This window comes from Nocardioidaceae bacterium SCSIO 66511 (assembly GCA_023100825.1).
Lineage (GTDB): Bacteria > Actinomycetota > Actinomycetes > Propionibacteriales > Nocardioidaceae > Solicola.
Genome location: CP095846.1, coordinates 855001 through 877333 on the forward strand (window position 1 = coordinate 855001; position 22333 = coordinate 877333).

The 22333-nt window shown below is 67.0% G+C and carries 16 protein-coding genes and 1 pseudogene; 6 read left to right on the forward strand and 11 right to left on the reverse strand.

Annotated features, from left to right (window positions below; genetic code table 11):
- Positions 1 to 4: 4 nt before the first annotated feature.
- Genes MU582_03970 through MU582_03985 form a run of 4 tightly spaced genes read right to left on the reverse strand, consistent with a single transcriptional unit; the run spans position 5 to position 5729 of the window.
- Complete coding sequence (locus tag MU582_03970; protein UPK75807.1) at positions 5 to 1726, reverse strand: ABC transporter family substrate-binding protein; 1722 nt, start codon at positions 1724 to 1726, stop codon at positions 5 to 7.
- Positions 1727 to 1772: 46 nt separating this feature from the next.
- Positions 1773 to 3869: an ABC transporter ATP-binding protein gene (locus MU582_03975; protein UPK75808.1), complete on the reverse strand. Its 2097-nt coding sequence runs from the start codon at positions 3867 to 3869 to the stop codon at positions 1773 to 1775.
- The gene (locus MU582_03980) at positions 3866 to 4780 is read right to left on the reverse strand and encodes an ABC transporter permease (protein UPK75809.1); all 915 of its coding nucleotides are present in this window, start codon (positions 4778 to 4780) and stop codon (positions 3866 to 3868) included. Before MU582_03980 ends, MU582_03975 begins: the two co-directional genes overlap by 4 nt.
- A 13-nt stretch (positions 4781 to 4793) precedes the next feature.
- Positions 4794 to 5729 (reverse strand): ABC transporter permease, encoded by a 936-nt coding sequence (locus tag MU582_03985; protein ID UPK75810.1) that lies wholly within the window; start codon positions 5727 to 5729, stop codon positions 4794 to 4796.
- Between the two features lie 267 nt (positions 5730 to 5996).
- Here MU582_03985 and menD point away from each other — a divergent pair, with 267 nt between their 5' ends.
- The 3 genes and pseudogenes from menD (at position 5997) to MU582_04000 (ending at position 11264) form a co-directional block, all read left to right on the forward strand.
- Positions 5997 to 7622, forward strand: a complete 1626-nt coding sequence (menD, locus tag MU582_03990) for a 2-succinyl-5-enolpyruvyl-6-hydroxy-3-cyclohexene-1-carboxylic-acid synthase (protein UPK75811.1) — start codon at positions 5997 to 5999, stop codon at positions 7620 to 7622.
- A gap of 587 nt (positions 7623 to 8209) precedes the next feature.
- Positions 8210 to 9790, forward strand: a complete 1581-nt coding sequence (locus tag MU582_03995; GenBank protein ID UPK75812.1) for a GMC family oxidoreductase N-terminal domain-containing protein — start codon at positions 8210 to 8212, stop codon at positions 9788 to 9790.
- Positions 9787 to 11264, forward strand: a pseudogene (locus tag MU582_04000) (aldehyde dehydrogenase family protein). Before MU582_03995 ends, MU582_04000 begins: the two are co-directional and overlap by 4 nt.
- Before the next feature lie 11 nt (positions 11265 to 11275).
- On the opposite strand, the gene MU582_04005 reads toward MU582_04000, so the two are convergent.
- From MU582_04005 to MU582_04025, 5 genes are read right to left on the reverse strand one after another with little or no spacing between them, the layout of a single operon-like run.
- A complete protein-coding gene (locus MU582_04005; GenBank protein UPK75813.1) occupies positions 11276 to 13636 on the reverse strand; it encodes a xanthine dehydrogenase family protein molybdopterin-binding subunit in 2361 nt (786 codons plus the stop codon).
- A gap of 39 nt (positions 13637 to 13675) precedes the next feature.
- Positions 13676 to 14317: a LysE family translocator gene (locus tag MU582_04010; protein ID UPK75814.1), complete on the reverse strand. Its 642-nt coding sequence runs from the start codon at positions 14315 to 14317 to the stop codon at positions 13676 to 13678.
- 46 nt (positions 14318 to 14363) lie between these two features.
- On the reverse strand, positions 14364 to 14762 hold the full coding sequence (locus tag MU582_04015) for an NUDIX domain-containing protein (GenBank protein UPK75815.1): 399 nt from the start codon (positions 14760 to 14762) through the stop codon (positions 14364 to 14366).
- 3 nt (positions 14763 to 14765) lie between these two features.
- Positions 14766 to 15197 (reverse strand): hypothetical protein, encoded by a 432-nt coding sequence (locus MU582_04020; GenBank protein UPK75816.1) that lies wholly within the window; start codon positions 15195 to 15197, stop codon positions 14766 to 14768.
- A gap of 30 nt (positions 15198 to 15227) precedes the next feature.
- Positions 15228 to 17744, reverse strand: a complete 2517-nt coding sequence (locus MU582_04025; GenBank protein ID UPK75817.1) for a DUF3516 domain-containing protein — start codon at positions 17742 to 17744, stop codon at positions 15228 to 15230.
- 211 nt (positions 17745 to 17955) lie between these two features.
- On the opposite strand from MU582_04025, the gene MU582_04030 reads away from it, so the two are divergent.
- The gene (locus MU582_04030; GenBank protein UPK75818.1) at positions 17956 to 19305 is read left to right on the forward strand and encodes a DEAD/DEAH box helicase; all 1350 of its coding nucleotides are present in this window, start codon (positions 17956 to 17958) and stop codon (positions 19303 to 19305) included.
- Between the two features lie 490 nt (positions 19306 to 19795).
- On the opposite strand, the gene MU582_04035 is transcribed toward MU582_04030, so the two are convergent.
- Together MU582_04035 and MU582_04040 are read right to left on the reverse strand one after the other, a co-directional pair.
- Positions 19796 to 20209 (reverse strand): PaaI family thioesterase, encoded by a 414-nt coding sequence (locus MU582_04035; protein ID UPK75819.1) that lies wholly within the window; start codon positions 20207 to 20209, stop codon positions 19796 to 19798.
- 13 nt (positions 20210 to 20222) lie between these two features.
- Positions 20223 to 20633 carry a hypothetical protein gene (locus MU582_04040; protein UPK75820.1) on the reverse strand — a complete coding sequence of 137 codons (411 nt, stop codon included), beginning with the start codon at positions 20631 to 20633 and terminating at the stop codon, positions 20223 to 20225.
- Positions 20634 to 20742: 109 nt separating this feature from the next.
- On the opposite strand from MU582_04040, the gene MU582_04045 reads away from it, so the two are divergent.
- Both MU582_04045 and MU582_04050 read left to right on the forward strand, forming a co-directional pair.
- A complete protein-coding gene (locus MU582_04045; protein ID UPK75821.1) occupies positions 20743 to 21525 on the forward strand; it encodes a helix-turn-helix transcriptional regulator in 783 nt (260 codons plus the stop codon).
- 13 nt (positions 21526 to 21538) lie between these two features.
- Positions 21539 to 22318: an SGNH/GDSL hydrolase family protein gene (locus MU582_04050; protein UPK75822.1), complete on the forward strand. Its 780-nt coding sequence runs from the start codon at positions 21539 to 21541 to the stop codon at positions 22316 to 22318.
- The last annotated feature ends 15 nt before the right edge of the window (positions 22319 to 22333 follow it).

Sequence of the window (22333 nt, forward strand, 5' to 3'; positions counted from 1 at the left end):
GTGACTACTTCTGCCAGCCGATGTCCTCGGCGTGCGGGAGCATGAACCCGGCGAGGCCGGCGCCGCTGGTGCCGGAGTAGTTCGCGAGATCCTTCTTCGCGGCATCCATCTTCGGGCCCGCGTACAGCGGGAACATCCCGACCATGGCCAGCGCCTCCTTCTCGCCCTCGTTCATTGCGGCGATCGCGTCGGCGGAGTCCTCGTGAGTCGGCGCCTCCTTCAGCAGCTTGTCGATCTCCGGCGTGCCCACGCCCGAGTAGTTGCTCTCGGACTTGCTGCACATGAGCTGGCAGGCCCACACGTAGCCGTACGGGTCCGTGCTCGACCAGCCCATCTTGATGACGTCGTAGTCGCCATCGGTGAGTGCCTTGGAGAAGTCTGCGGCCGGCCGGTTGTCGATGTTCATCTTCAGGCCGATCTCCTTGGCCATCTGCTGCTGTGCACGGGCCGTCGCCTCGGCAACGGGATCATCGCCGAAGTTGACGTACGTGAACTCCGCGACCTCGCCGTCCTTCTCGCGGAACCCGTCGTCGCCTTCGGTCCAGCCGGCGTCGTCGAGGACCTTCTTGGCTGCCTCGGGATCGTACTTACCGAGATCACCAAGGTTGTCCTCGTAGCCGTCCTGCCAGGGGAAGATGTTCGCCGAGTTGGGAGGCTCCTCTTCCCAGTCGAGGCCCTGGAAGGCGATCTCGATCAACTGCTCGCGATCGGTGCCCATCACGAATGCCTCGCGCGCCTCCTGGTCCTTGAACAGCGCGCTGTCCTGACCGAAGCTGTAGACAGCCGTCGACTTGTCGTAGTTGCGCCGGATCACGGCACCGTCGACATCGCGCACCTGCTCGAGAGCGTCACCGCTGTCGATCTCGACGTCGTCGATCTGGCCGTTCCGGAAGGCGCTGACCGCAGCGCTCGGCTCCATCTGGTTGTACGTGACGGTGTCCAGCTTCGGCTCCGGGCCCCACCACTTCGGGTTCGGCTTGAGCGTGAGCGTGTCCTTGGACAGGTTGTCGACCACGTACGGACCCGCCAGCAGGTCGTTGTCGATGTTGTTGATCCAGCCGCTCTTGTAGTACTCCGGATCCTCGTTCTTCGGGTGCAGCAGCTGCGGGAAGACCAGCTCGTAGGGGTACGAGGGGGTCTTCCAGGTCACGAGAACCTCGTTGTCCTTGTCGCCCTTTTTCACGCTCTTGATCGTGTCGTAGCCGACCGTCGACGCGGGGTTGTACCGGCTGTCGCCGCTGTTGGTGATCCAGGTCGTCTTGAACGAGCGCCAGTCGATCGGCGTGCCGTCGTTCCACTTCGCGTCCGGGTTGACGGTGTACTTGACCGTCTGCGGATCATCGCTGATCTGCTCTACGTCCTCGAGGAAGTTCGGGTTGGGCGATGGGTTGCCCTTCTCGTCGTAGTCCCAGAGTGACGGCTGGGTCCACATCATGATCTCCGACCCCGAAACGCTGTTGCCGTCGACGTTGAAGCCGTTGAAGTTCGGACCGAGGTTGTCGATCGGAAGAGTGAGTGTGCCGCCGTCCTTGACGTTGTCGCGCGACTGCGGGTTGTTGTACGCGACGCCCTGCTCCGGCATCGGCAGCGGACTCGAGTTCACGGGCACGCCCTCGGCCGACAGTTTGTCGACCTTCTGCGTGTCCTCATCATCGCCCCCGCCGCACGCGGCGACAGCCAGCAACGCGGCGGTGCTGACCACCGCGAGCGTCTGCTTCATCCTCATGAACCCTCCTGGGTTTGTTGTGTCTCTGCGTCGAATTCTTCGACTCTCATCTCGGGAAGTGGCACGCACGTAATTGGTCGACCACCCCCTCGCCGAGCAGTCCGGGATCGTCCGTCTCACAGCGGCTGCGATCCTCCTCGGGGAGCTCGCGATAGACGGGGCACCGCGTGCGGAACCGGCAGCCTTCGAGGTGCTGGGTCGCGCTGGGCAGGTCGCCGGTGAGCAACGTACGTTCACGTTCGCGCTCGACCTTCGGGTCGGGAATGGGCACGGCCGAGAGCAGGGCGGCGGTGTAGGGATGCCGCGGGTGGGTGAAGACCTGCTCGATCTCCCCGACCTCGACGACCCGACCGAGGTACATCACCGCGACCCGGTCTGCGATGTGGCGTACGACCGACAGATCATGCGCGACGAACAGGTACGAAAGCCCGAGCTTGGCCTGCAGGTCTTCCAGCAGGTTCATCACGCCGGCCTGGATCGACACGTCGAGCGCCGAGACGGGCTCATCGAGCACGATGAGCTCCGGCTCCACGGCGAGAGCCCGGCCGATGCCGATGCGCTGACGCTGACCGCCGGAGAACTGCTCGGGGAAGCGGTCGACGTGATCCGGGTTGAGCCCGACGAGCTCCATCAGGTCGCCGATGCGGTCGTTGATCCGCTTGCGATTCCAGCCCTGGGCGCGCAACGGCTCGGCCAGGATGTCGTACACCGTCATCCGCGGGTCGAGTGATGCCATCGGGTCCTGGAACACGATCTGCAGGTCACCGCGCAGCTTATGCCGCTCGGACCGGCCCTTCACGGCACCGACGTCGGTGCCCATCACGACGATGCGGCCGTTCTCCGGTGCCTTGAGCTGCATGATCTCCAGCAGCGTGGTCGACTTGCCGCAGCCGGACTCGCCGACGAGCGCGAGCGTTTCTCCGCGCTTGATATCGAAGGTGACCCCGTCGACGGCGCGTACGGTGCCGGCCTTGCGACGGAGCATGCCGCTCGTCAGCGTGAAGTACTTCTTCAGATCCTCGACCTCGAGCACGCTCTCGAGCTCGGACCGAGGCGCGTCGCCGACGACCGACTCGGGTGCCTCCGGTACGGGGAACACATCGGTGGGCGTCAACCCGCGAGCGACGAACTCGCCGGCACGTACGCACGCGACGACGTGGTCCTCTGGCTCCTGATGTGCCAGCAGTGGAGGCTCCTCGGTGCGGCAACGATCCTCGACCATCGGGCAGCGCGGCGCGAACGGGCACCCCGGAGGAAGATCGACGAGCGCGGGCGGATTGCCCTCGATCGGTACGAGGCGCTCGGCCTTGCCCTGGTCGGGTCGCGGCACCGCGCCCAGGAGCCCCATCGTGTAAGGCATCTGCGGCCGGTAGAAGATGTCGTCGACCGTGCCGCGCTCGACCGGGCGGCCGGCGTACATGATGAGCACGTCGTCGGCCATCCCGGCTACGACGCCGAGGTCGTGAGTGATCATCACGACCGCGGCCCCGGTTTCCCGCTGTGCGGTCTTGAGTACGTCGAGAATCTGCGCCTGGATGGTGACGTCGAGCGCAGTCGTCGGTTCGTCGGCGATGATCACCTTCGGGTCGTTCGCCATGGCGATGGCGATCATCACCCGCTGTCGCATACCGCCGGAGAACTCGTGCGGGTACGACTTCAACCGCTCGTCGGGCCGAGGGATGCCGACCAGATCGAGGAGCTCGATGGAGCGCTCTCGTACTTGGGCGCGGGTGAGGTCCTGGTGGACGTCGAGCGCCTCGGCGATCTGCTCGCCGATGGTGAACACCGGCGTCAACGCGGAGAGCGGATCCTGGAAGATCATCGCGATATCTCTGCCGCGGATGCCCGACAGCTCCGCGTCGTCGAGGCCGACCAACTCGCGGTCGCCCAACATGATCGATCCGCGTACGGCGGCGGTGGTCGGAAGCAAACCCATGATGGCAAGGGAAGTGACCGACTTGCCGGATCCGGACTCACCCGCGATCGCGAGAGTACGCCCGGGCCGCAGGTCGTACGAGACTCCGCGGACGGCCTGCACCTTGCCGGCCTCACTGGCGAAGTCGACCTGCAGGTCACGCACGCTGAGCACGGTGCCGTCGGGTGCTCCGAACGTCGGAGCGGAGCTCAGTGGCTCGGCGGTCATGCCTTACCTCCCGATTCGGACGACGGGTCGAGTGCATCGCGCAGGCCGTCGCCGATCATGGTCATCGCGAAGCACAGCGCGACGAGTAGCCCGGCGGGGATGAGGAACATCCAGGGTGCCGTGTCGAGGGTCTTGGACCCGTTGTCGATCAGCACACCGAGCGAGGTGTCGGGCGGGTTGATACCGAACCCGACGAACGAGAGCGCCGTCTCGAGCTCGACGGCGTACACGACCCCGAGCACGGTGTGAATGATCAGGATCGAGCCCAGGTTGGGGATCAGATGCCGCCGTAGGATCGTGAACGAGCCGACGCCCATGAACTTGGCGGCCGAAACGTACTCACGCTCTCGCAGCGACAGCGCGACCGAGCGGATCACTCGGGCGTATCCGACCCAGCCGAGCAGCATCAGCGCGAGGGTCAGCCAGAGCCAGCCGTTGGTGCCGGACGCGCTCGAGGTCACGATCGCGATGACCAGGAAGGCGGGGATCACGAGCAACATGTCGAGGATCCAGGTGCCCACCTTCTCGATCCAGCCGCCGAAGTACGCAACGGCAGTGCCGACCAGGGCGGCGATGACGGTGATGCCGATCGAGGCGATGAAGCCGATCATCAGCGAACGGCCGAGACCGCGGATGGACAGCGCAAACAGGTCGCCGCCGGCGTTGTCGGTGCCGAACCAATGATCCCCCGACGGGGCTTCCTTGAGGGCCAGGAAGTCGAGCTCTTCGTACTCGTACTTGGCGAACATCGGTCCGATCAGCGTGAACGCGACGAGCAGCAATACGATGAACAATCCGACGACGGCGGACTTGTTGCGCATGTAGCGGCGTACGAGCAGGCGACCCTTGGACGTGCGTTGGATCGCGACGCGCTCGTCGGCCTCGACTGTGGTGACGGTGGGGGTAGTCATCGCGTACCTCCTTCTAGATCCGTATCCGCGGGTCGAGCATCGCAATCGCCAGATCGGCGAGGATCAGCCCGACGCAGGTCGCGACACCGCCGAGGAACGCGACGGCGACGGTGCCGTTGATGTCGTTCTTGCTCAGCGTGTCGATGAAGTAGTAGCCGGCGCCGTTGATGGAGAAGATCTTCTCGACGAACACCGACCCGGTGACGATCGTCGTGATGCTCAATGCGACGCCCATCGCCGTCGGGATGAGCGAGGTACGCAGCGCGTGGCGACGGATGGCGACGTTCTTGCGGAGACCCTTCGCTCGCGCAGTACGTACGTAGTCGTCGTTGATGGTATCGAGCAGATACGTGCGTTGGGTGAAGTGGTACGAGACGTACCCGGCGAGAGTGAGGGTCAGCGTCGGTAGCGCGATGTAGCGGAAGAAGTCGACGAAGCCGCCTTCGATCGGCCCGGTGACGTACAACGGGTTCATCCCGGTGGACTCGTGGAACCGCAGGTAGGCGAGCTGGATGAGCAGCCCGATCACGAACGTCGGGGTGACGAGGACGAGCACGCTGACCGCGTTCGCGGTGCGGTCGACCGCGCTGTACTTGCGGATCGCGGTCGCGACGCCGATCGAGATGCCGATCACGATGGCCAGGATGGTCGCGATCGTCACCAGCTCGAGGCTGATCAGCGCCCGATGCCAGAGGACCTCGTTGATCGGCTCGCCCTGTGGGCTCTTGCCGAAATCGAGGTGCAGCACGATGTCTTTGACCCATGTGCCGTAGCGCTCGAAGATCGACGTCTTGTCGTTGATGTTCGCGTAGTTCAGCGAATTGTCGATCGAGGTGTCGGAGGGCTGCGGACGCATCGCGAGGTAGTTGGAGCGCGGATCGAGGAACCAGGACGCGAGGAAGTACGTCGCGCTCGTCGCCACGAACAGCATGGCCAGGTAGCTGACCATGCGGCGCATGATGAATTTCAGCACAGGACCTTACCCCGGTAGACGCAAAAATAAGCCGCGTCGGTGGATCCGGCCCATTTAGTCGTACTTCGGCCCGCCGCGCGTGACACTTGTGAGTGTGAACATAACCGTTAGCCGGGTCGCGTAACCATCCGGGGCAGTCACGATTTAGCAACGGCTGTTGAGGAGTAAGGTCACGAAGGTGGTCTGGATGGCTGTTGGGACGAGCTCTGTGACCCCCGTCACGAGGCGAGCGAGGCGATCGCCGTGAGTACCGCTGTGGCCGTGGCGCAGGTCGTCGTCGACGAGCTCGTCCGCGCGGGCGTACGAGACGCGGTGCTGTCGCCGGGCTCTCGGTCGGCCCCGCTCGCGTACGCCCTCCACGACGCGGATCTGGCCGGGACCCTGCGGCTGCACGTCCGCGTCGACGAGCGCAGCGCGGGCTTCCTCGCGGTGGGGCTCTCGAAGGGGTCGCACCGTCCGGTGCCGGTCGTGACGACGTCGGGTACCGCGGTCGCGAACCTCCATCCGGCCGTGCTCGAGGCGGCGCACGCCCGGGTGCCGATCATCGTCGTCAGTGCCGATCGACCGGCCGAGCTGCGCGACACGGGCGCGAACCAGACCACCGACCAGGTCAAGGTGTTCGGCACTGCCGTGACGAGGTACGCGGAGATTCCGGCGGCCGACGTCGTGCCCGAGAGCACCGCGGACTGGAGGTCGGTCACCGCGCGCACCGTTGCGGCCACCAGATCCGGTCCGGTCCAGCTGAACATCTGTTTCCGTGAACCGCTCGTGTCGGAGGTGGTCGAGGTACCGGCGGGGCGCGCCGACGGGGCGCCGTGGACCACCTGGCCCGCGTGCCCCCAGCGCGATGCTGTGCCGCTGGCCGCGGGTCCGCGTACGGTCGTCATCGCCGGGGACGACGCGGGGCCGCCCGCGCGGCAACTGGCCGAGCGCGCCGACTGGCCGCTCCTCGCCGAGCCGACCTCGGGTTCACGCACCGGCACTCATCCGATCGCCACGTACCGGTTGCTACTCGCCAAACCGGAGCTCGCCGAGCGGATCGAGCGAGTCGTCGTCTTCGGTCACCCGACGTTGTCGCGCCCGGTCACCAGGCTGCTGGACCGCGCAGACGTCGAGGTCGTCGTCGTTGCGTCCGCCGACGCTCCGGTGGTGCGCGGGGCGGCCTGCGTCGTCGAAGCCGCCGAGGCGCCGGAACCGGTCGACGACGGCTGGTTGGACGAGTGGCGCGCGGCCGACGAGCGACTGCGGACGCTCCTCGACGAGTTGTTGGCCGACCAGACGGAGCTGACGCCGTACGACGTCGCGCGCACCGTCTCGCAGGCGCTGCCGCCGGAAGGGCTACTGGTCGTCGGATCGTCGAACCCGGTCCGCGATCTCGATCTGATGTCGCTGCCGTACACCGTCGGTGAACGCCGGATGGTGATGGCGAACCGCGGTCTCGCCGGCATCGACGGCACCGTATCGACGGCGGTCGGGGCAGCTCTCGGTCGCCGGTCGTCACGTTCCCTCGCGTACGTCGGCGACCTCACGTTCCTGCACGACAGCAACGGGTTGCTACTCGGCCCAGACGAGCCACGGCCCGATCTGACCATCGTGGTGGCGAACGACGACGGCGGCAGCATCTTCGCCACCCTGGAGCAAGGGGCCGAGGAGTACGCCGGCTCGTTCGAGCGCATCTTCGCGACCCCGACGGGCGCCGATCTCGGTCGGCTCTGTGCCGCGATGGGAGTCACGCATCGACGGGTCGAGTCCCAGCAGGCGCTTGCCGAGGCACTGTCTCGCGTACCGGACGGCATAGAGGTGGTCGAGGTGGTCATCGGGCGCACGGATCGCCGGGCGCTCGACGCTGCTATCCGCGCGCTGGCCTGAGCCCGGCGTTCCCGCGATTACCCGCCTGTGTCCGCGACTACCCGTCTGCCTGGTTCCGCTCGCTGTCGGTTTCCCGCTTCCTTCGGTACGACTACTCGTCTGCCCGGTTTCTCGTCGCTTTCGGCTTCCCCGCTTCCGCCGGCTGGGTAAAAGACGCGGCGACGCGGGAGCCGCAGCTACGGCATCGGGTTGCTTGCCGGCTAACCCGTTTCGGTCGGCTTTTGCGGGGTCAGTGGCGGTCGTTCACCAGGTAAACATGGTGAAACTCCACTCTGCATGGCAGGGACACCGTGCAAAGTGACTGCTCACCGTGCTCGTTGGTACGCCCGTGGCCGCCGGTACGGATGTGACACCGAAACCGAACGTTACCCCGGTCCCATATTAAAGTGGCGGGGAAGCCGCCGAGCAACCGAACCGAAACGGCGCCTCCGCGCGTCGCCGCGTCTTTGCGCCGGCCGAAGGAAGCCGGTAAGCCGACAGTGGCCGGAATCGGGCAGACGGGAAGTCGCCCGGTAGGAGAACGGAAGCGTCGAGCGCCGCGCTTCGTGGGAAACTGTGCACGCGAGCCGCAACCTGAGGAGAGCGCGATGGCCGACCAATTCGACTACGTGGTCGTCGGTGCCGGAAGCGCGGGTGCTGTCGTCGCGTCCCGGCTCAGCGAGGATCCGGGCGTACGAGTACTGCTCCTCGAAGCGGGTGGTGATGACGACGCGGATGAGATCCGGGTGCCGGCGATGTTCCCGACGCTGTTCAAGACCCGTTGGGACTGGAACTACTCGACCACCGAGCAGAAGCAGCTCGACTCGCGGCGCGCGTACTGGCCGCGGATGAAGGCGCTCGGCGGATGCTCATCGATGAACGCGATGATCTACATCCGTGGCAACGCCGCAGACTACGACGAGTGGCGGGACTCCTACGGCGCGACCGGCTGGGGTTACGAAGACGTCCTGCCGTACTTCGTCCGCGCGGAGGGCAACACCCGGCTCGGTCAGCCGTACCACGGGATGGACGGACCGCTCCATGTCGAGGACCGGCGCTACACCCACGAGCTCAGTCATGCCTGGGTCGACGCCGCGGTGGCGGCGGGCCTCAAATACACCGACGACTTCAACGGTGCGGAGCAGGAGGGCGCCGGGCTGTACCAGGTGACCTGCAAAGACGGGTTGCGATGGTCGGTCGCCGACGCTTACCTGCGTCCCGCGCTCGACCGGCCCAACCTCGTCGTACGAACGCGCGCACGCGTCGGGCGGATCGAGTTCAGCGGTACGCGCGCGGTCGGTGTGCGGTACCGCCACCAAGGCGATGAGCAGGTCGCGTACGCAGACGGTGAGGTCGTACTCAGCGGCGGAGCGATCAACTCACCGCAGCTGCTGATGCTGTCGGGAGTCGGCCCGGCCGCGCACCTGCGTGAGCACGCGATCGACGTCGTCGCGGATCTGCCCGGAGTCGGTCAGAACCTGCACGACCATCCGGCGTCGCCGCTGATCTGGCATACGAAGGACACCACCGACGTCATCGACTTCGCCAACCTCAGCGGTCTGCTGAGTGCCAAGCTACGCGGCGTCGGTCCACTGACCTCCAATGTCGGCGAGGCGGGTGCGTTCTTCCGGAGCCGGCCAGAGTTGGACGCGCCCGACCTGCAGGTGCACATGGCGCCGACCGGCTTCTACGACAACGGTCTGCACGAGGCGCAGTCGCGCAAGGTCACGGTCGCGTCGACGTTGGTTCGCGTCGAGAGCCGGGGTACGTTGCGACTTCGATCGGCCAACCCTGATTGGCATCCGGAGATCGACCCCGCGTACTTCGACAACCCGATAGACCTCGACGCGCAGGTTGCCGGGATGCAGCGGTTGGTGGAGATCGCGACGCATGCGCCGTTCGCCCCGTACCTCGCGCAGCCGTGGCTTCCCTCCACCTCACAGCCGTCGGACGACGACCTGCGCGCCGTCATTCGCTCGAAGACACAGACGTTGTACCACCCAGTCGGCACCTGTGCGATGGGGTCGGGCGATGAAACCGTCGTCGACCCCGAGCTTCGCGTACGTGGTGTCGACGGCCTCCGCGTGGTGGACGCATCGGTGATGCCGGTCGTACCCCGGGGAAACACCAACGCACCAACGATCATGATCGGTGAACGAGCCGCCGACCTGCTGAAGGAGCGCGTATGACCAAAACGTTCGAGTCGCTGAACCCGGTGACCGGTGACGTCGTCGGCACTCACCCGGTCGACGGGTCTGCGGAGGTCGGTGCGGCCGTCGGCAAGGCATTCGAGGCGGCCAAGTGGTGGGGCGAGCTCGGCTTCGACGGGCGAGCCGAACACCTCGACCGATGGAAAGGCGTACTCGCGCGGCGACTCGGACAGCTCGCGGCAGCGATGCACGACGAGACCGGCAAACCGTACGCCGACGCGCAGCTCGAAGCAGGCTTGGCGATCGACCACCTCGGCTGGGCCGCAAAACATGCCAAGAAGGTCCTCGGGCGCCGCCGGGTCCCATCCGGTCTCCTGATGGCCAACCACACGGCACACCTCGAATATCAGCCACTCGGCGTCGTGGGCGTCATCGGTCCGTGGAACTACCCGGTCTTCACGCCGATGGGCTCCATCGCGTACGCGCTGGCGGCAGGTAACGCGGTCGTCTTCAAACCGAGCGAGTACACCGCCGGAGTCGGGCAGTGGCTCGCCGACTCGTTCGCCGAAGCGGTGCCAGATCACCCGGTGCTGCAGGTGGTGACGGGCTTCGGTGAGACCGGTGCGGCTCTGTGTCGTTCGGGTGTCAACAAGATCGCCTTCACCGGGTCGACGGCGACCGGCAAACGCGTGATGGCCACGTGCGCTGAGACACTCACTCCCGTCGTGATCGAGGCCGGTGGCAAGGACGTACTCGTCGTCGACGATGACGCTGACCTCGAAGCGGCCGCCGACGCGGCCGTCTGGGGAGCGATGTCGAACGCGGGCCAGACGTGTACCGGCGTCGAGCGGGTGTACGTACATGAGCGTGTACACGACGAGTTCGTCGCGGGTGTGCGCGCACGGGCCGAGCAGGTGCGCGCAGATGTCGACGGGCAGATCGGGCCGATCACGATGCCGTCGCAGCTGAAGGTGATCCGCGACCACATCGAGGACGCGACCCGGCGTGGGGGTCAGGCCCTCGTCGGGGAGCCGACGCCGTTGGCGAGGCCTTCGTACAGCCGACGGTGCTCGTCGACGTGCCGGAGGACTCCCTCGCTGTCACCGACGAGACGTTCGGCCCGACCGTCACGATCGCGAAGGTCTCGTCGATGGACGAGGCGGTACGTCTGGCCAACGCGTCCCGGTACGGGCTCGGTGCAACGGTGTTCTCGAAGCGCCGCGGCGACGCGATCGCGCGACGCATCCGCTCGGGCATGGCGTCGGTGAACTCCGTCATCTCGTTCGCGGCGATTCCATCGCTGCCGTTTGGCGGCGTCGGTGACTCTGGCTTCGGGCGCATCCACGGAGCAGACGGTCTACGCGAGTTCGCGAGTCCGAAGTCCGTTGCAGCGCAGCGGTTCAAGGCCCCGCTGACCCTGACGACGTTCGCGCGTACGGCCAAGGACGACTCGCTCTTTGCACAGCTGATCACCGTGCTGCACGGGCGTACGCCCACTCTCCCCAAACGCTGACGAGCCGGCCGTCAGATGTCGGCGGTCTCCGGTTCGTCGGTGCCGGCGCGTCCGCGGATCGGCAACGAGTCGAACGCCGCCGGTGGCTCGCGCCACAGCTGCTGCGGCTCGCCTTTACGCGCCGAGTCGATCGCCCGCCACACGCGATCAGGAGTGCATGGCATGTCGATGTGCCGTACGCCGAGATGGCTCACGGCATCGACGACGGCGTTCTGCACCGCCGGTGTGGCGCCGACGGTCGCCGACTCGCCAATCCCCTTGGCACCAAGGGGATTGAGCGGCGTCGGTGTCTCGGTGTTCGCCACCTCGAGCGAGGGTACGTCGGCCGCAGCCGGCAGCGCGTAGTCGGCGAACGTCGAGGTCAGGGGAGTGCCTTCCGCGTCGTACACGAACTCCTCCCAGAGCGCCTGTGCGATGCCTTGCGCAGCGCCACCGTGCTGCTGGCCTTGTACGAGCAGCGGATTGAGGATCCGCCCACAGTCGTCGACCGCGATGTGCCGCAGCGGTGTCACCTGGCCGGTCTCGGTGTCGACCTCGACGGCAGAAAGATGCGCACCGAACGGGAACGTGGCGCCCTCCGCGGCAAAGTCGTAACCCGAGCGCAGCGGGGAGTCGTGCTCGGCTGCGTACGACGCGACCTCTGCCCATTGCAGCGAGACGTTCGGTACGCCGGCGACGCTGAACTCGCCGGCGTCGTTGAGCTGCACGTCCTCGACCGCGGCCTCGAGCATAGACGCCGCAATGCCTCGCGCCTGCTCGAGAACCGCGTCGGCGGCGCCGACGACGGCATTTCCTCCGAGCTGAAGCGATCGCGAGCCGCCCGTACCGCTGCCGCGCGGCACCCGATCGGTGTCGGACTGCGCGTACGTCACCGACTCGATCGGGATACCGAGGCGCTCGGCTACCAGCATCGAGAAGGCTGTCGCGTGTCCTTGCCCGTGAGCGGACGTGCCGGCCATCGCGGTAACCGTCGCATCGGGGTGCACTTCGACGAAGCCGTACTCACCCGCGCCGCCTCCGGTCACCTCGGCGTAGAGCGCGATGCCGATGCCCAGCTGACGTACGGAGTTTGCGTCACGACGTCGTTGTTGCTCGGCGACGAGCTCGTCGTAGCCGCCGATCCGCAGCGCTTCGCGTAGCGGCAGGTCGTAGTCGCCGTTGTCGTACGTGGTGCCGACGCGCGTCTCGTACGGAAAGGCGTCGGACGGGATCAGGTTTCGCCGGCGCAGCTCGATCGGATCGAGGTCGAGCTCGTCCGCGGCCAGGTCGATCATCCGCTCCAGCAGCGCCGCCGACTCCGGACGCCCGGCCCCGCGGAAAGCGCCCACCGGAGTCGTGTTCGTCATTGCTGCGATCGCGGAGTAGTGGATGGCGGGGAGCTCGTAGACGCCCTGAGCCATCGTGCGCGTCGGACCGAGCGCCAGCGCGCCGCCGAAGCCCGCGTACGCGCCGCAGTCGCCGATCACCCGCCAGCGCATACCCGTGAACGTGCCGTCGGCTCGTACGCCGAGCTCGGCGTACTGCACTTGGTCACGCCCGTGCATCGACAGCATCGCCTCGCTGCGCGTCTCGGTCCATTTCACCGGCCTGCCGAGGCGGCGGGCGGCCGCGATGACCGCGATGTGGTCGGTGATGAGCGCGGGCTTGCCACCGAATGCGCCACCGACGTGCGGTGCGACCACGCGGACGGCATCGCGGTCGAGGCCGAACGTCCGCGAGATCATCGAGCGGCTCAGATGCGGCATCTGCGTTGAAACGTGCACGGTGAGGTGATCGCCGTTGGGCTCGACCAGCAACGCGTTGCCCTCGATCGGTGCGACGGCGACCCGCTGGTTCTCGACCCGGGCGCGTACGACGTGGTCGGCACCGGCAAGCGGGTCCACCTCGGGATCGTCGCGTACGCCCGCGGCGATATTGCTGCCGAGCTCCTCGAACTGCAACGGGGCGTCCGCGGCCAGCGCGGCTTCGGCGTCGCTGACGGTATCGAGCGGCTCCAGATCGGCATCGATGAGCTCGAGCGCATCGGTTGCCGCGGCGGGTGTTTCGGCGATCACCAGCGCAATGGAGTCGCCGACGAAGCGGACGCGGTCGGTCGCCAGCGGCGGGCGGCTGCAGGCCTCGTTGACGGGCGAGAAGCCGGCGAACGGCGTGAGACCGAGGTCGTCGGCCGTGTACACCGCGACAACTCCCGGAAGGGCGGTCGCCTCGGTGGTGTCGATCGAGGCTATGCGGGCATGAGCGAACGTCGACCGCACGAAGGCGGCATGCAGTACGCCTGCGGGCTGTACGTTGTCTACGTAGGTTCCGTGACCGCGTACGAGAGCAGGGTCCTCGACGCGACGGACTGATGTTCCGAGTATCGATCCGGGCACGTCAGCGACCTTACGCCGCCGTGCCAACCTGCAGGCCCGTCAGTCGTGTCGACCGGTCACGGCGACGCTGAGGCCGAGACCGATCATGGAGAACCCGCCGACCGCCTGCACGGCCTCACTCCGCCGCGCCGACCGCGCGAACCAGGATCGCACGCCGCTCGCAACCAGCGCCCACACGCTGTCGCTGAGTACCGCGACGACCGCGGCGAGTAGACCGAGCAGCAACATCTGCAGGGGTACGTGACCTGATGAGCGGTCGACGAACTGCGGCAGCACCGACGCGAAGATGATGAAGCCCTTCGGGTTGGCGACGGCGACCACAAACCCCTCGCGCATCGACCGCCACGCACTCTGGGCGCTCGCGAACTCGGGAGTCGCGAGCGACGCGGAGAACGCAGCCCTGCTGCGGATCGCGCGCAGCCCGAGCCAGACGAGGTACGCCGCGCCGGCGTACTTGAGGATGGTGAACGCCGTGATCGAAGTGGCGACCAACTGGCCGACTCCGAGCGCCACCAGGACGGCGAGTGCGAACATTCCGGCCGCGTTGCCGAGCACCGAGGCAAGCGCGGTACGCCGGCCGTACGCGAGCGCACGGCCGACGACGAACATCACGCTCGGTCCGGGAATCGCGATCAGGATGAACGCTGCTGCGCCGAAGGCGAGGAACTGGTCGATGGTCACCGGCAGATGATCTCACCGATGTCATCGTTTCGACCAGGTATTTCGTTCAGCGGAGTGCAGGTAGAACCTTCAGCGTGAGCATCGGGGCAAGGTCGTCGTACGCCTCGGCGCCGGCGGGGTCCAGCCAGCGCAGCTCCTCGATCTCGCCGGCGACAACGGGACGAGGATCGGATACATCTGCGGTGAACACCGTCGAGTCGATGTACGTATCGGGCTCGTTCGCCGCGGGGGCCCGCCACTCCCCGAGCAGTACGAGGTCGTCGAGGGCGACGACGATGCCGACCTCCTCGGCGGTCTCACGTACGACGGCCAGCTCGGGTGTCTCCCCGGGTTCGAGCTTGCCGCCGGGGAGCATGAAGCGATGGGTGCCGCGCTTGCGTACGGTCAGCAGCCGACCCGCACCATCGTGAATGCAGATCGCCGCCACCACGATCACCTCGGCCACGACTCAGAACCCTTCGTCGGCGCAGGCGTCGCGGGCGTCGGCGAGGGCCTCGACGAACTCGTCACTCGTTGCGACGAACGTCTCGTTCGAGATGGCGCGCGGTTTGCGGATCGCGTCGTACAGGTCTGCGTACGTGTCGTCCTGAGCCTCCGCGAGCATCGCAAGCGACTCGGCCGCAGAGAGCCGCGCTAGATCGGGCGGGTAGTCGTCCTGGTCGCCGGCCGTCAGCTCGAATCCGCGCTCGGGGATCTGGTTGATCGCCTGACATGCTCCTTCGGCACTCGTGGCGGCGGACTCGCCGACCTTGTCGCCGTCCGAGGCGAGCAATACAACCGTCAGCGTCACCGACAGGCACACGGCTACGAAGGCGAGTACGCAGGTCGCGACGACCCACTTGGTCGGTCGTGGTCGCGACGGCGGCATGACGGGCTGCATCCGAACTCCTCAGGGTGCTGTGGTCGCGGGTCAGCCGGGGGCGTACGGGCCAACGTCGTCGAGGCGTACGGCGGCGGCGCCGATCTCGTCGGACTCGGCCAGGTCGACGACTGCACTGATGCCCCAGTCGCGGTCGCCATCGGGGTCGTCGAAGGTCTGGCGGACGTTCCAGCGCCCGGGAGACTCGGTGATCGTGAGCAGCGCCGGACCGCGTGCGTCGGGGCCTGTGCCGACCCGGTCGTACTCCTCGAAGTAGCCGGCCATCGCATCCGACCAGGCGTCGGCGTCCCAGCCTGCCTCCGAGTCGAGCTCGCCGAGCTCGTCATAGCGTCGCAGGGCGGCCAGCTCGACGCGGCGGAACATCGCGTTGCGGACAAGCACCCGGAATGCGCGCTTGTTGCCGGTTACAGCGGCAGGTTCGTCGTCGACCATGCTGGGGCGCACCTCGACGTCGGTGTCACCGGCGGCGAGCTTCTCCCATTCGTCGAGCAGACTCGAGTCAGTCTGCCGGACCAGCTCGCCCAACCACTCGGTGATATCGCTCAGCTCGTCGGTACGAACGGAGTCTGGAACCGTGTGTAGCAAGGCCTTGTACGCATCGGACAGGTAGCGCAGCACCATGCCCTCGGAGCGCGCGAGCCGGTAGAACGCGACGTACTCGCCGAACGTCATCGCTCGCTCGAACATGTCGCGGGCCACCGTCTTGGGGCGCAGCTCGTGGTCGGCGATCCACGGATGGCCTGTGCGGTAGTGCTCGTACGCGACCTCGAGCAGATCGCGCAGCGGCTGCGGGTGCTCGACGTCTTCGAGCAACTCCATGCGCTCTTCGTACTCGATGCCCTCGGACTTCATCTCCGCTACCGCCTCGCCGCGTGCCATCGAGCGCTGGGCGGAGATCACGGGGCGAGGATTCTCCAGCGTCGACTCGATCACCGAGAGAACGTCGAGCGCGTACGTGGGGCTCTCGGGGTCGAGTACGTCCAGCGCGGCGACAGCGAACGGTGACAGCGGCTGGTTGAGGGCGAAGTCTTCCTGCAGATCGACGGTCAGGCGTACGGTCCGCCCGTCTGCGTCGGGCTGATCGAGTCGTTCGACGACGCCTCCGGCGACGAGCGCCCGATAGATGCCGATCGACTCGCGGATGAGGCGGTTCTGGGTGTGACGGTCTTCGTCGTTGTCGCGCAGCAGATGGTGCATCGCGGCGAATGCGTCGCCGGGTCTTGCGACGACGTTGAGCAGCATCGAATGGCTGACCCGCATCCGTGAACGAAGTGGCTCGGGCTGCGAACCCACCAATCGGTCGAAGGTGCCTTCGCCCCACGAGACGAATCCCTGTGGCGGCTTCTTGCGTACCACCTTGCGTCGCTTCTTCGGGTCGTCGCCCGCCTTCGTGAGCGCCTTGTGGTTCTCGACCTCGTGCTCGGGTGCTTGCACGACGACCGTGCCGACGGTGTCGTATCCGGCGCGACCGGCGCGTCCGGCGATCTGCTGGAACTCGCGTACGTTGAGCTGGCGTTGACGGATGCCGTCGTACTTCGAGAGGCCGCTGAAGACGACCGTACGGATGGGCACGTTGATGCCGACGCCGAGCGTGTCTGTACCGCAGATGACCTTGAGCAGGCCGGCCTGGGTGAGCGTCTCGACGAGCCGGCGGTAGCGGGGCAGCATGCCCGCGTGGTGTACGCCGATGCCCATGCGGACCAGGCGGGAGAGCGTCTTGCCGAAGCCGGACCGGAACTTGAAGTCGCCGATCTTGGCGGCGATCGCGTCCTTCTCCTCGCGGGTGCAGACCCGGATACTGCTCAGTGCCTGAGCGCGCTCGAGCGCCGCGGCTTGAGTGAAATGCACTACGTACGCGGGTGCCTGATGGGTCTCGAGGAGCTCTTCGAGGGTCTCGTGCATAGGAGTGAGTACGTACTCGAAGTGCAGCGGAACGGGGCGTTCCGACGACGTCACTGTCGTGGTCGTACGCCCGGTGCGCCGCCGCAGGTCGCGCTCGAACCTCGACGTGTCACCGAGCGTCGCCGACATGAGCAGAAACTGCGCACGCGGCAGCTCGATGAGCGGAACCTGCCATGCCCAACCTCGGTCGGGCTCTCCGTAGAAGTGGAACTCGTCCATGACGACGAGGTCGATGTCGGAGGCCGCGCCTTCGCGAAGTGCCTTGTTGGCAAGGACTTCAGCTGTTGCGGTCAGGATCGGCGCGTCGGGGTTGACCGATGCGTCACCGGTGAGCATCCCGACGTTGTCGGCGCCGAACAGGTCGCACAGGGCGAAGAACTTCTCCGAGACGAGCGCCTTGATCGGTGCGGTGTAGATGCTGCGTTTGCCGCGTGCGAGGGCCGCGAACTGTGCGCCGGCCGCGACCAGGCTCTTGCCGGAGCCCGTCGGTGTCGCGAGGATCACGTTGGCGCCGGAGACGAGCTCGATCAGAGCTTCGTCCTGGGCAGGGTAGAGATCGATGCCCTGTTCTTCGGCCCATTCGAGGAACGACTCGTACAGCGAATCCTCATCGGGCTCGGCAGGTACGTGGTCGACAAGGCGCATGGTGCGGCCATCGTGTCACGGAGGCGCCGACGGGACCCCGCCCGGCCACCGTGTACGCTCGTCGTGACTGGGTGCGCACACGGCGCACCCGCGGTCGTCTGCATGAGCGCCCGACCACGTGGCGCCGCACCCATCTCGAGTCTCCTTGCGATCGGTCCTGCAATCGCGGCCACCCGACCGAGGGAATCCCTTGACTCTGCAAGACAGCACTATGCCCGTTTCCGACCGTACGGAGCCTCGTCCGCTCGACTTCGCCGAGCTCGGCGTGCGCGCGGAGCTCGTATCCGAGCTCGCCGCACAGGGGATGAGCTCGGCGTTCCCGATCCAGGCCGCGACACTGCCCGACTCGCTCGCCGGGAGGGACGTTCTCGGCCGTGGGCGTACCGGCAGCGGTAAGACGATCGCGTTCGCGATCCCGACTCTCAGCCGGCTCGCCGCATCGGGTCGCCGCCCTCGCAAGGGCGAGCCCCGCGCTCTGATCCTCGTACCGACCCGTGAGCTGGCCGCTCAGGTCGCGTCGACGATCATGCCGCTCGCGCAGAGCCTGCGGCTGCGCACGATGACCGTCTACGGCGGGGTGAGCCAGAACCCGCAGGTCGACAAGCTGCGCGCCGGCGTCGACGTCTGTATCGCGACGCCGGGACGTCTCGAGGACCTGATCGGTCAGGGGCACTGCCGGCTGTCGCAGGTCGACGTGACGGTGCTGGACGAAGCCGACCACATGGCCGACCTCGGCTTCCTCCCGGTCGTCAAGCGCATCCTGGACCAGACGCCGCGTACGGCCCAGCGGCTGCTGTTCTCGGCCACTCTCGACAACGGCATCGACAAGCTGGTCAAGCGGTACCTCACCGATCCGGTGACGCATTCGGTCGACAGCGAGACATCGCATGTGCCGCAGATGGAGCATCACGCGTTCGTCGTGGACCGCGGCAACAAGGCGGAGGTCGTACGAAGGCTCGTCTCCGGTCGTGGCCGGACCCTTGCGTTCGCGCGTACCAAGCACGGAGCCAGGGCGCTCGCCCGCAAGCTGACCGCTGCGGGCATTCCGGCGGTCGACCTGCACGGAAACCTGAGCCAGGGAGCGCGGCAGCGCAACCTCGCGGCATTCGGCGACGGTCACGCCCGGGTGCTCGTCGCGACCGACATCGCTGCGCGAGGCATCCACGTGGACGACGTCACGCTTGTCGTACATGTCGATCCGCCGAGCGAGCACAAGGCGTACCTCCACCGGTCGGGCCGTACGGCGCGAGCGGGCGCTAGCGGGCGGGTCGTGACGGTCGTGACGCACGAACAGCGACGCGACGTACGCCAGCTGATGCGGCGGGCGTCGATCAAACCGACCATCGCGATGATCGAGCCGGAATCCCCGCAGATCACCGAGCTCACGGGTCCGCCCGCCGAGTACGTCGATCCAGCGACCGTTGCGCGGTCGGCTCCGGGCGGCGGATCACAGGGCGGCGGTCGCAACCGCAATAGGAACCGGAATCGCAATCGAAACCGCAACCGGCGGGGAAGCACTGGTCGGGGTACGGCGAGTCGGGGTAATTCGCGCCGGGGCTGATGGCCGCTCGGGGTTGCGCGTCTTCTGTGCGACTACTCGGCTGCCCGATTCGGCTGCGTCGTCGGCTTCCCCGCCCGCTTCGGCTGGGCAAAAGACGCGGCGACGCGGGAGCCGCAGCTACGTAGCTCGGTTGCTTGCCGGCTTTCCCGATCTGGTCGGCATTTGCGGGGTCGGTCGATGGTGGTTTACCAAGTAAACATGGTGAAGCACCGCTTTGCATGGCAGGGACACCGTGCAAGGTGACACCTTGCCGTGCCCGTTGGTACGCCCGTGGCCGCCGGTACGGATGTGACAACGAAACCGAACGTTACCCCGATCCCATATTAAGGTGGCGGAAGGCCGTCAATCGGCCGAACCGACGTGGCGGCTGCGCGCGTCGCCGCGTCTTTTGCCCAGCCCGAAGCAGCGGGAAAGCCGACGGCGGTGAGGACCGTAGTAGCGGGTAGTCGCCGAAGCAGCAAGGAAAGCCGGCAGCCGCCCGGCACAGCAACTACGCCGTACGACCCACCCCCAGGACCGCTTGTGTCTGTGTCACCTGTGCGACAAGGCGATCCTGTGCGTCGGTGAGGCTCGTCTGTACGACGATGGTGGTGCGACCCCGGTGTAAAGGCCGAGCGGATGCGATCACGGTCCCTTCCCGTACCGCCCGGAGCAGTTGGGTGTTCGAGGAGGTCGTGGCGGTCGACGCGCCCTCGGGGAGGTTCAGGAAGGCGCATACGGCGCCGATCGTGTCACCGAGTGACATGAGTGACCCGCCGTGCAGGATGCCGCCGGCGGTGCACAGCGACTCGTCCCAGTCCAGATGACCGACGACCCGATCGGCGTCGGCCACGTCGACGACGATCCCGAGCCGGCGCGCGTACGGCATCGCGTCGACGAGGTCCGCGATCGAGAAGTCGGCCATCGGTGTCTCCGTTTCAGCGGCGACGCAGGGCAGTGATCTGCAGCTCTGCGAACGCGGCGACGACTGCTGCTTGAGTGACGACCCAGACCGTACCGATCGTCGTCGGGGAGTGCCAGCCGGATATTGCGACGACAAGGCTGCCGGCGACCCAGATGGCGTTCGCCGCGACGACGGAGTACGCGAGTGGCCGCGAGATCGTTCGGGGTGTTCGGACCGCCCATACCGACAGGGCGTACCCGATCAGGAACACGCCGACGACTCGAAGCACGGTGGCGGGGATGCCGAGCACGTCGTCGAGAACCGAGCCGGCGGCGACGTAGGCGACACCGTTGAGTCCGGTGACGACGGCGTCGAGCGACAGTGCGGTCCGCAAGTCGGTGAGAGTGGAGAGGAGGGTCCGTGAGGTCATTGTCGAAGTAGTCATGCGACAACCCTGCGGTCGATCGCGCGGCGCGTCGATTACGCGGGAGGTAATGGCGACACCGCTCGGATAGGACAAGGCTCGGCGCATGCCGACCACATACGATTTCCGCGTGACCATCGACCGAACCGAATCGCCGATCGGGCCCCTGTTGCGTGAATGGCGAAACCGCCGCAGCATCAGCCAACTGGACCTCTCGATCGAAGCCGACATCTCCTCCCGGCATCTGAGCTTCCTGGAAACCGGTCGATCGAAGCCGAGTCGAGACATGGTGCTCAAGCTGGCCGAGCGCCTCGACATTCCATTGCGGGAGCGCAACCAGCTGCTGCTCGCGGCGGGTTTCGCACCGGCGTACTCCGCGCTCGATCTCGACGCGGAGGAGATGCGCCCGATCCGGGCGGCGATCGACCAGGTACTCGGGGCGTACGCGCCGTTCCCGGCTCTCGTCGTCGACCGCGGGTGGCACCTCGTCGCGTCCAACGACGCCCTGCCGATGCTGCTGACCGGCCTCCCGGAGGAGCTCCTCGCCCCGCCCGTGAACGTGCTGCGGGCGAGCCTGCATCCGGACGGTCTCGCGCCGCGCATCGCCAACCTTGCCGAATGGCGGGGGCACGTACTCGAGCGGCTTGCCCGCGAGATCGCTGTGACGGGGTCCGATGAGCTACGCGAGTTGTACGACGAGCTCGCTTCGTACCCGGGCGGTCTGGAGCCGGGTACGCCCGAGGGCCGTGTCGCGGTGCCGCTGAGTCTGCGCCCCCCCGATGGCGAGCTCGAGTTCGTCAGCACGGTGACGACGTTCGGCACAGCCGTCGATGTCACGTTGGCCGAGCTGAGCATCGAGGCTTTCCTCCCTGCCAACCAGGAGACGGCCGACGCGCTCCGCCCGAAAGGGTGAGACGATCGGGGCCATGACGGTCCCTGCCTTCCACCGGTACGTAGCACTCGGCGACTCCTTCACCGAAGGTGTGGGCGATCCGGACCCGACGCGGCCCAACGGCCTACGTGGGTGGGCCGACCGCGTGGCCGAGCAGCTCTCGTCGCTCACGCCCGACTTCGGGTACGCGAACCTCGCGATCCGAGGCAGGCTGTTGCGGCCCATCCTCGCGGAGCAGCTCGAACCGGCCGTTGCGCTGGATCCTGACCTCGTCACGGTCAATGCCGGCGCCAACGACATCCTGCGGCCGAAGGTCGATATCGACGGACTGATGGCGAAGTACGACAGTGCGGTCGGCAAGCTCGCGGCAACGGGCGCGCGCGTACTCGTGTGGACCGGGTTCGACCTCGGCTGGGCGCCGGTGTTCGGCAAGCTGCGCGGCCGGGTCGCGATCTACAACGAGCTCGTACGCGAGATCGTCGATCGCCATGGAGCAACGTTGGTTGACTTCTGGCGACTGTCGGAGTACCGCGATCCCCGGCTGTGGGACATCGACCGGATGCACATGTCGCCGGCCGGACATCAGCGGATGGCGATCGAGGTGCTCGACACCCTCGGCATCGAGCATGGCCTCGTACCCGACGACCTCGGCGATCGGCCACTGCTCAGTAAGAAGGAGCAGCGCGATGCCGACCTCGAATGGGCGAAGGCGTACGCGATGCCCTGGGTTCAGCGCCGCCTCAAGGGCACGTCGTCGGGCGACGGGGTTGCGGCGAAGCGGCCGACACTGCAGCCAATCTCGATCGACAGCTGAGGCGGAGCAGAGTTC

What these genes read in the sequence shown, in the direction of transcription:
- MU582_03970 (UPK75807.1), bottom strand. Translation starts at nt 1,726, where the DNA reads ATGAGGATGAAGCAGACGCTCGCGGTGGTCAGCACCGCCGCGTTGCTG.
- MU582_03975 (UPK75808.1), bottom strand. Translation starts at nt 3,869, where the DNA reads ATGACCGCCGAGCCACTGAGCTCCGCTCCGACGTTCGGAGCACCCGAC.
- MU582_03980 (UPK75809.1), bottom strand. Translation starts at nt 4,780, where the DNA reads ATGACTACCCCCACCGTCACCACAGTCGAGGCCGACGAGCGCGTCGCG.
- MU582_03985 (UPK75810.1), bottom strand. Translation starts at nt 5,729, where the DNA reads ATGGTCAGCTACCTGGCCATGCTGTTCGTGGCGACGAGCGCGACGTAC.
- MU582_03995 (UPK75812.1), top strand. Translation starts at nt 8,210, where the DNA reads ATGGCCGACCAATTCGACTACGTGGTCGTCGGTGCCGGAAGCGCGGGT.
- MU582_04020 (UPK75816.1), bottom strand. Translation starts at nt 15,197, where the DNA reads ATGCAGCCCGTCATGCCGCCGTCGCGACCACGACCGACCAAGTGGGTC.
- MU582_04025 (UPK75817.1), bottom strand. Translation starts at nt 17,744, where the DNA reads ATGCGCCTTGTCGACCACGTACCTGCCGAGCCCGATGAGGATTCGCTG.
- MU582_04030 (UPK75818.1), top strand. Translation starts at nt 17,956, where the DNA reads ATGCCCGTTTCCGACCGTACGGAGCCTCGTCCGCTCGACTTCGCCGAG.
- MU582_04035 (UPK75819.1), bottom strand. Translation starts at nt 20,209, where the DNA reads ATGGCCGACTTCTCGATCGCGGACCTCGTCGACGCGATGCCGTACGCG.
- MU582_04040 (UPK75820.1), bottom strand. Translation starts at nt 20,633, where the DNA reads ATGACTACTTCGACAATGACCTCACGGACCCTCCTCTCCACTCTCACC.
- MU582_04050 (UPK75822.1), top strand. Translation starts at nt 21,539, where the DNA reads ATGACGGTCCCTGCCTTCCACCGGTACGTAGCACTCGGCGACTCCTTC.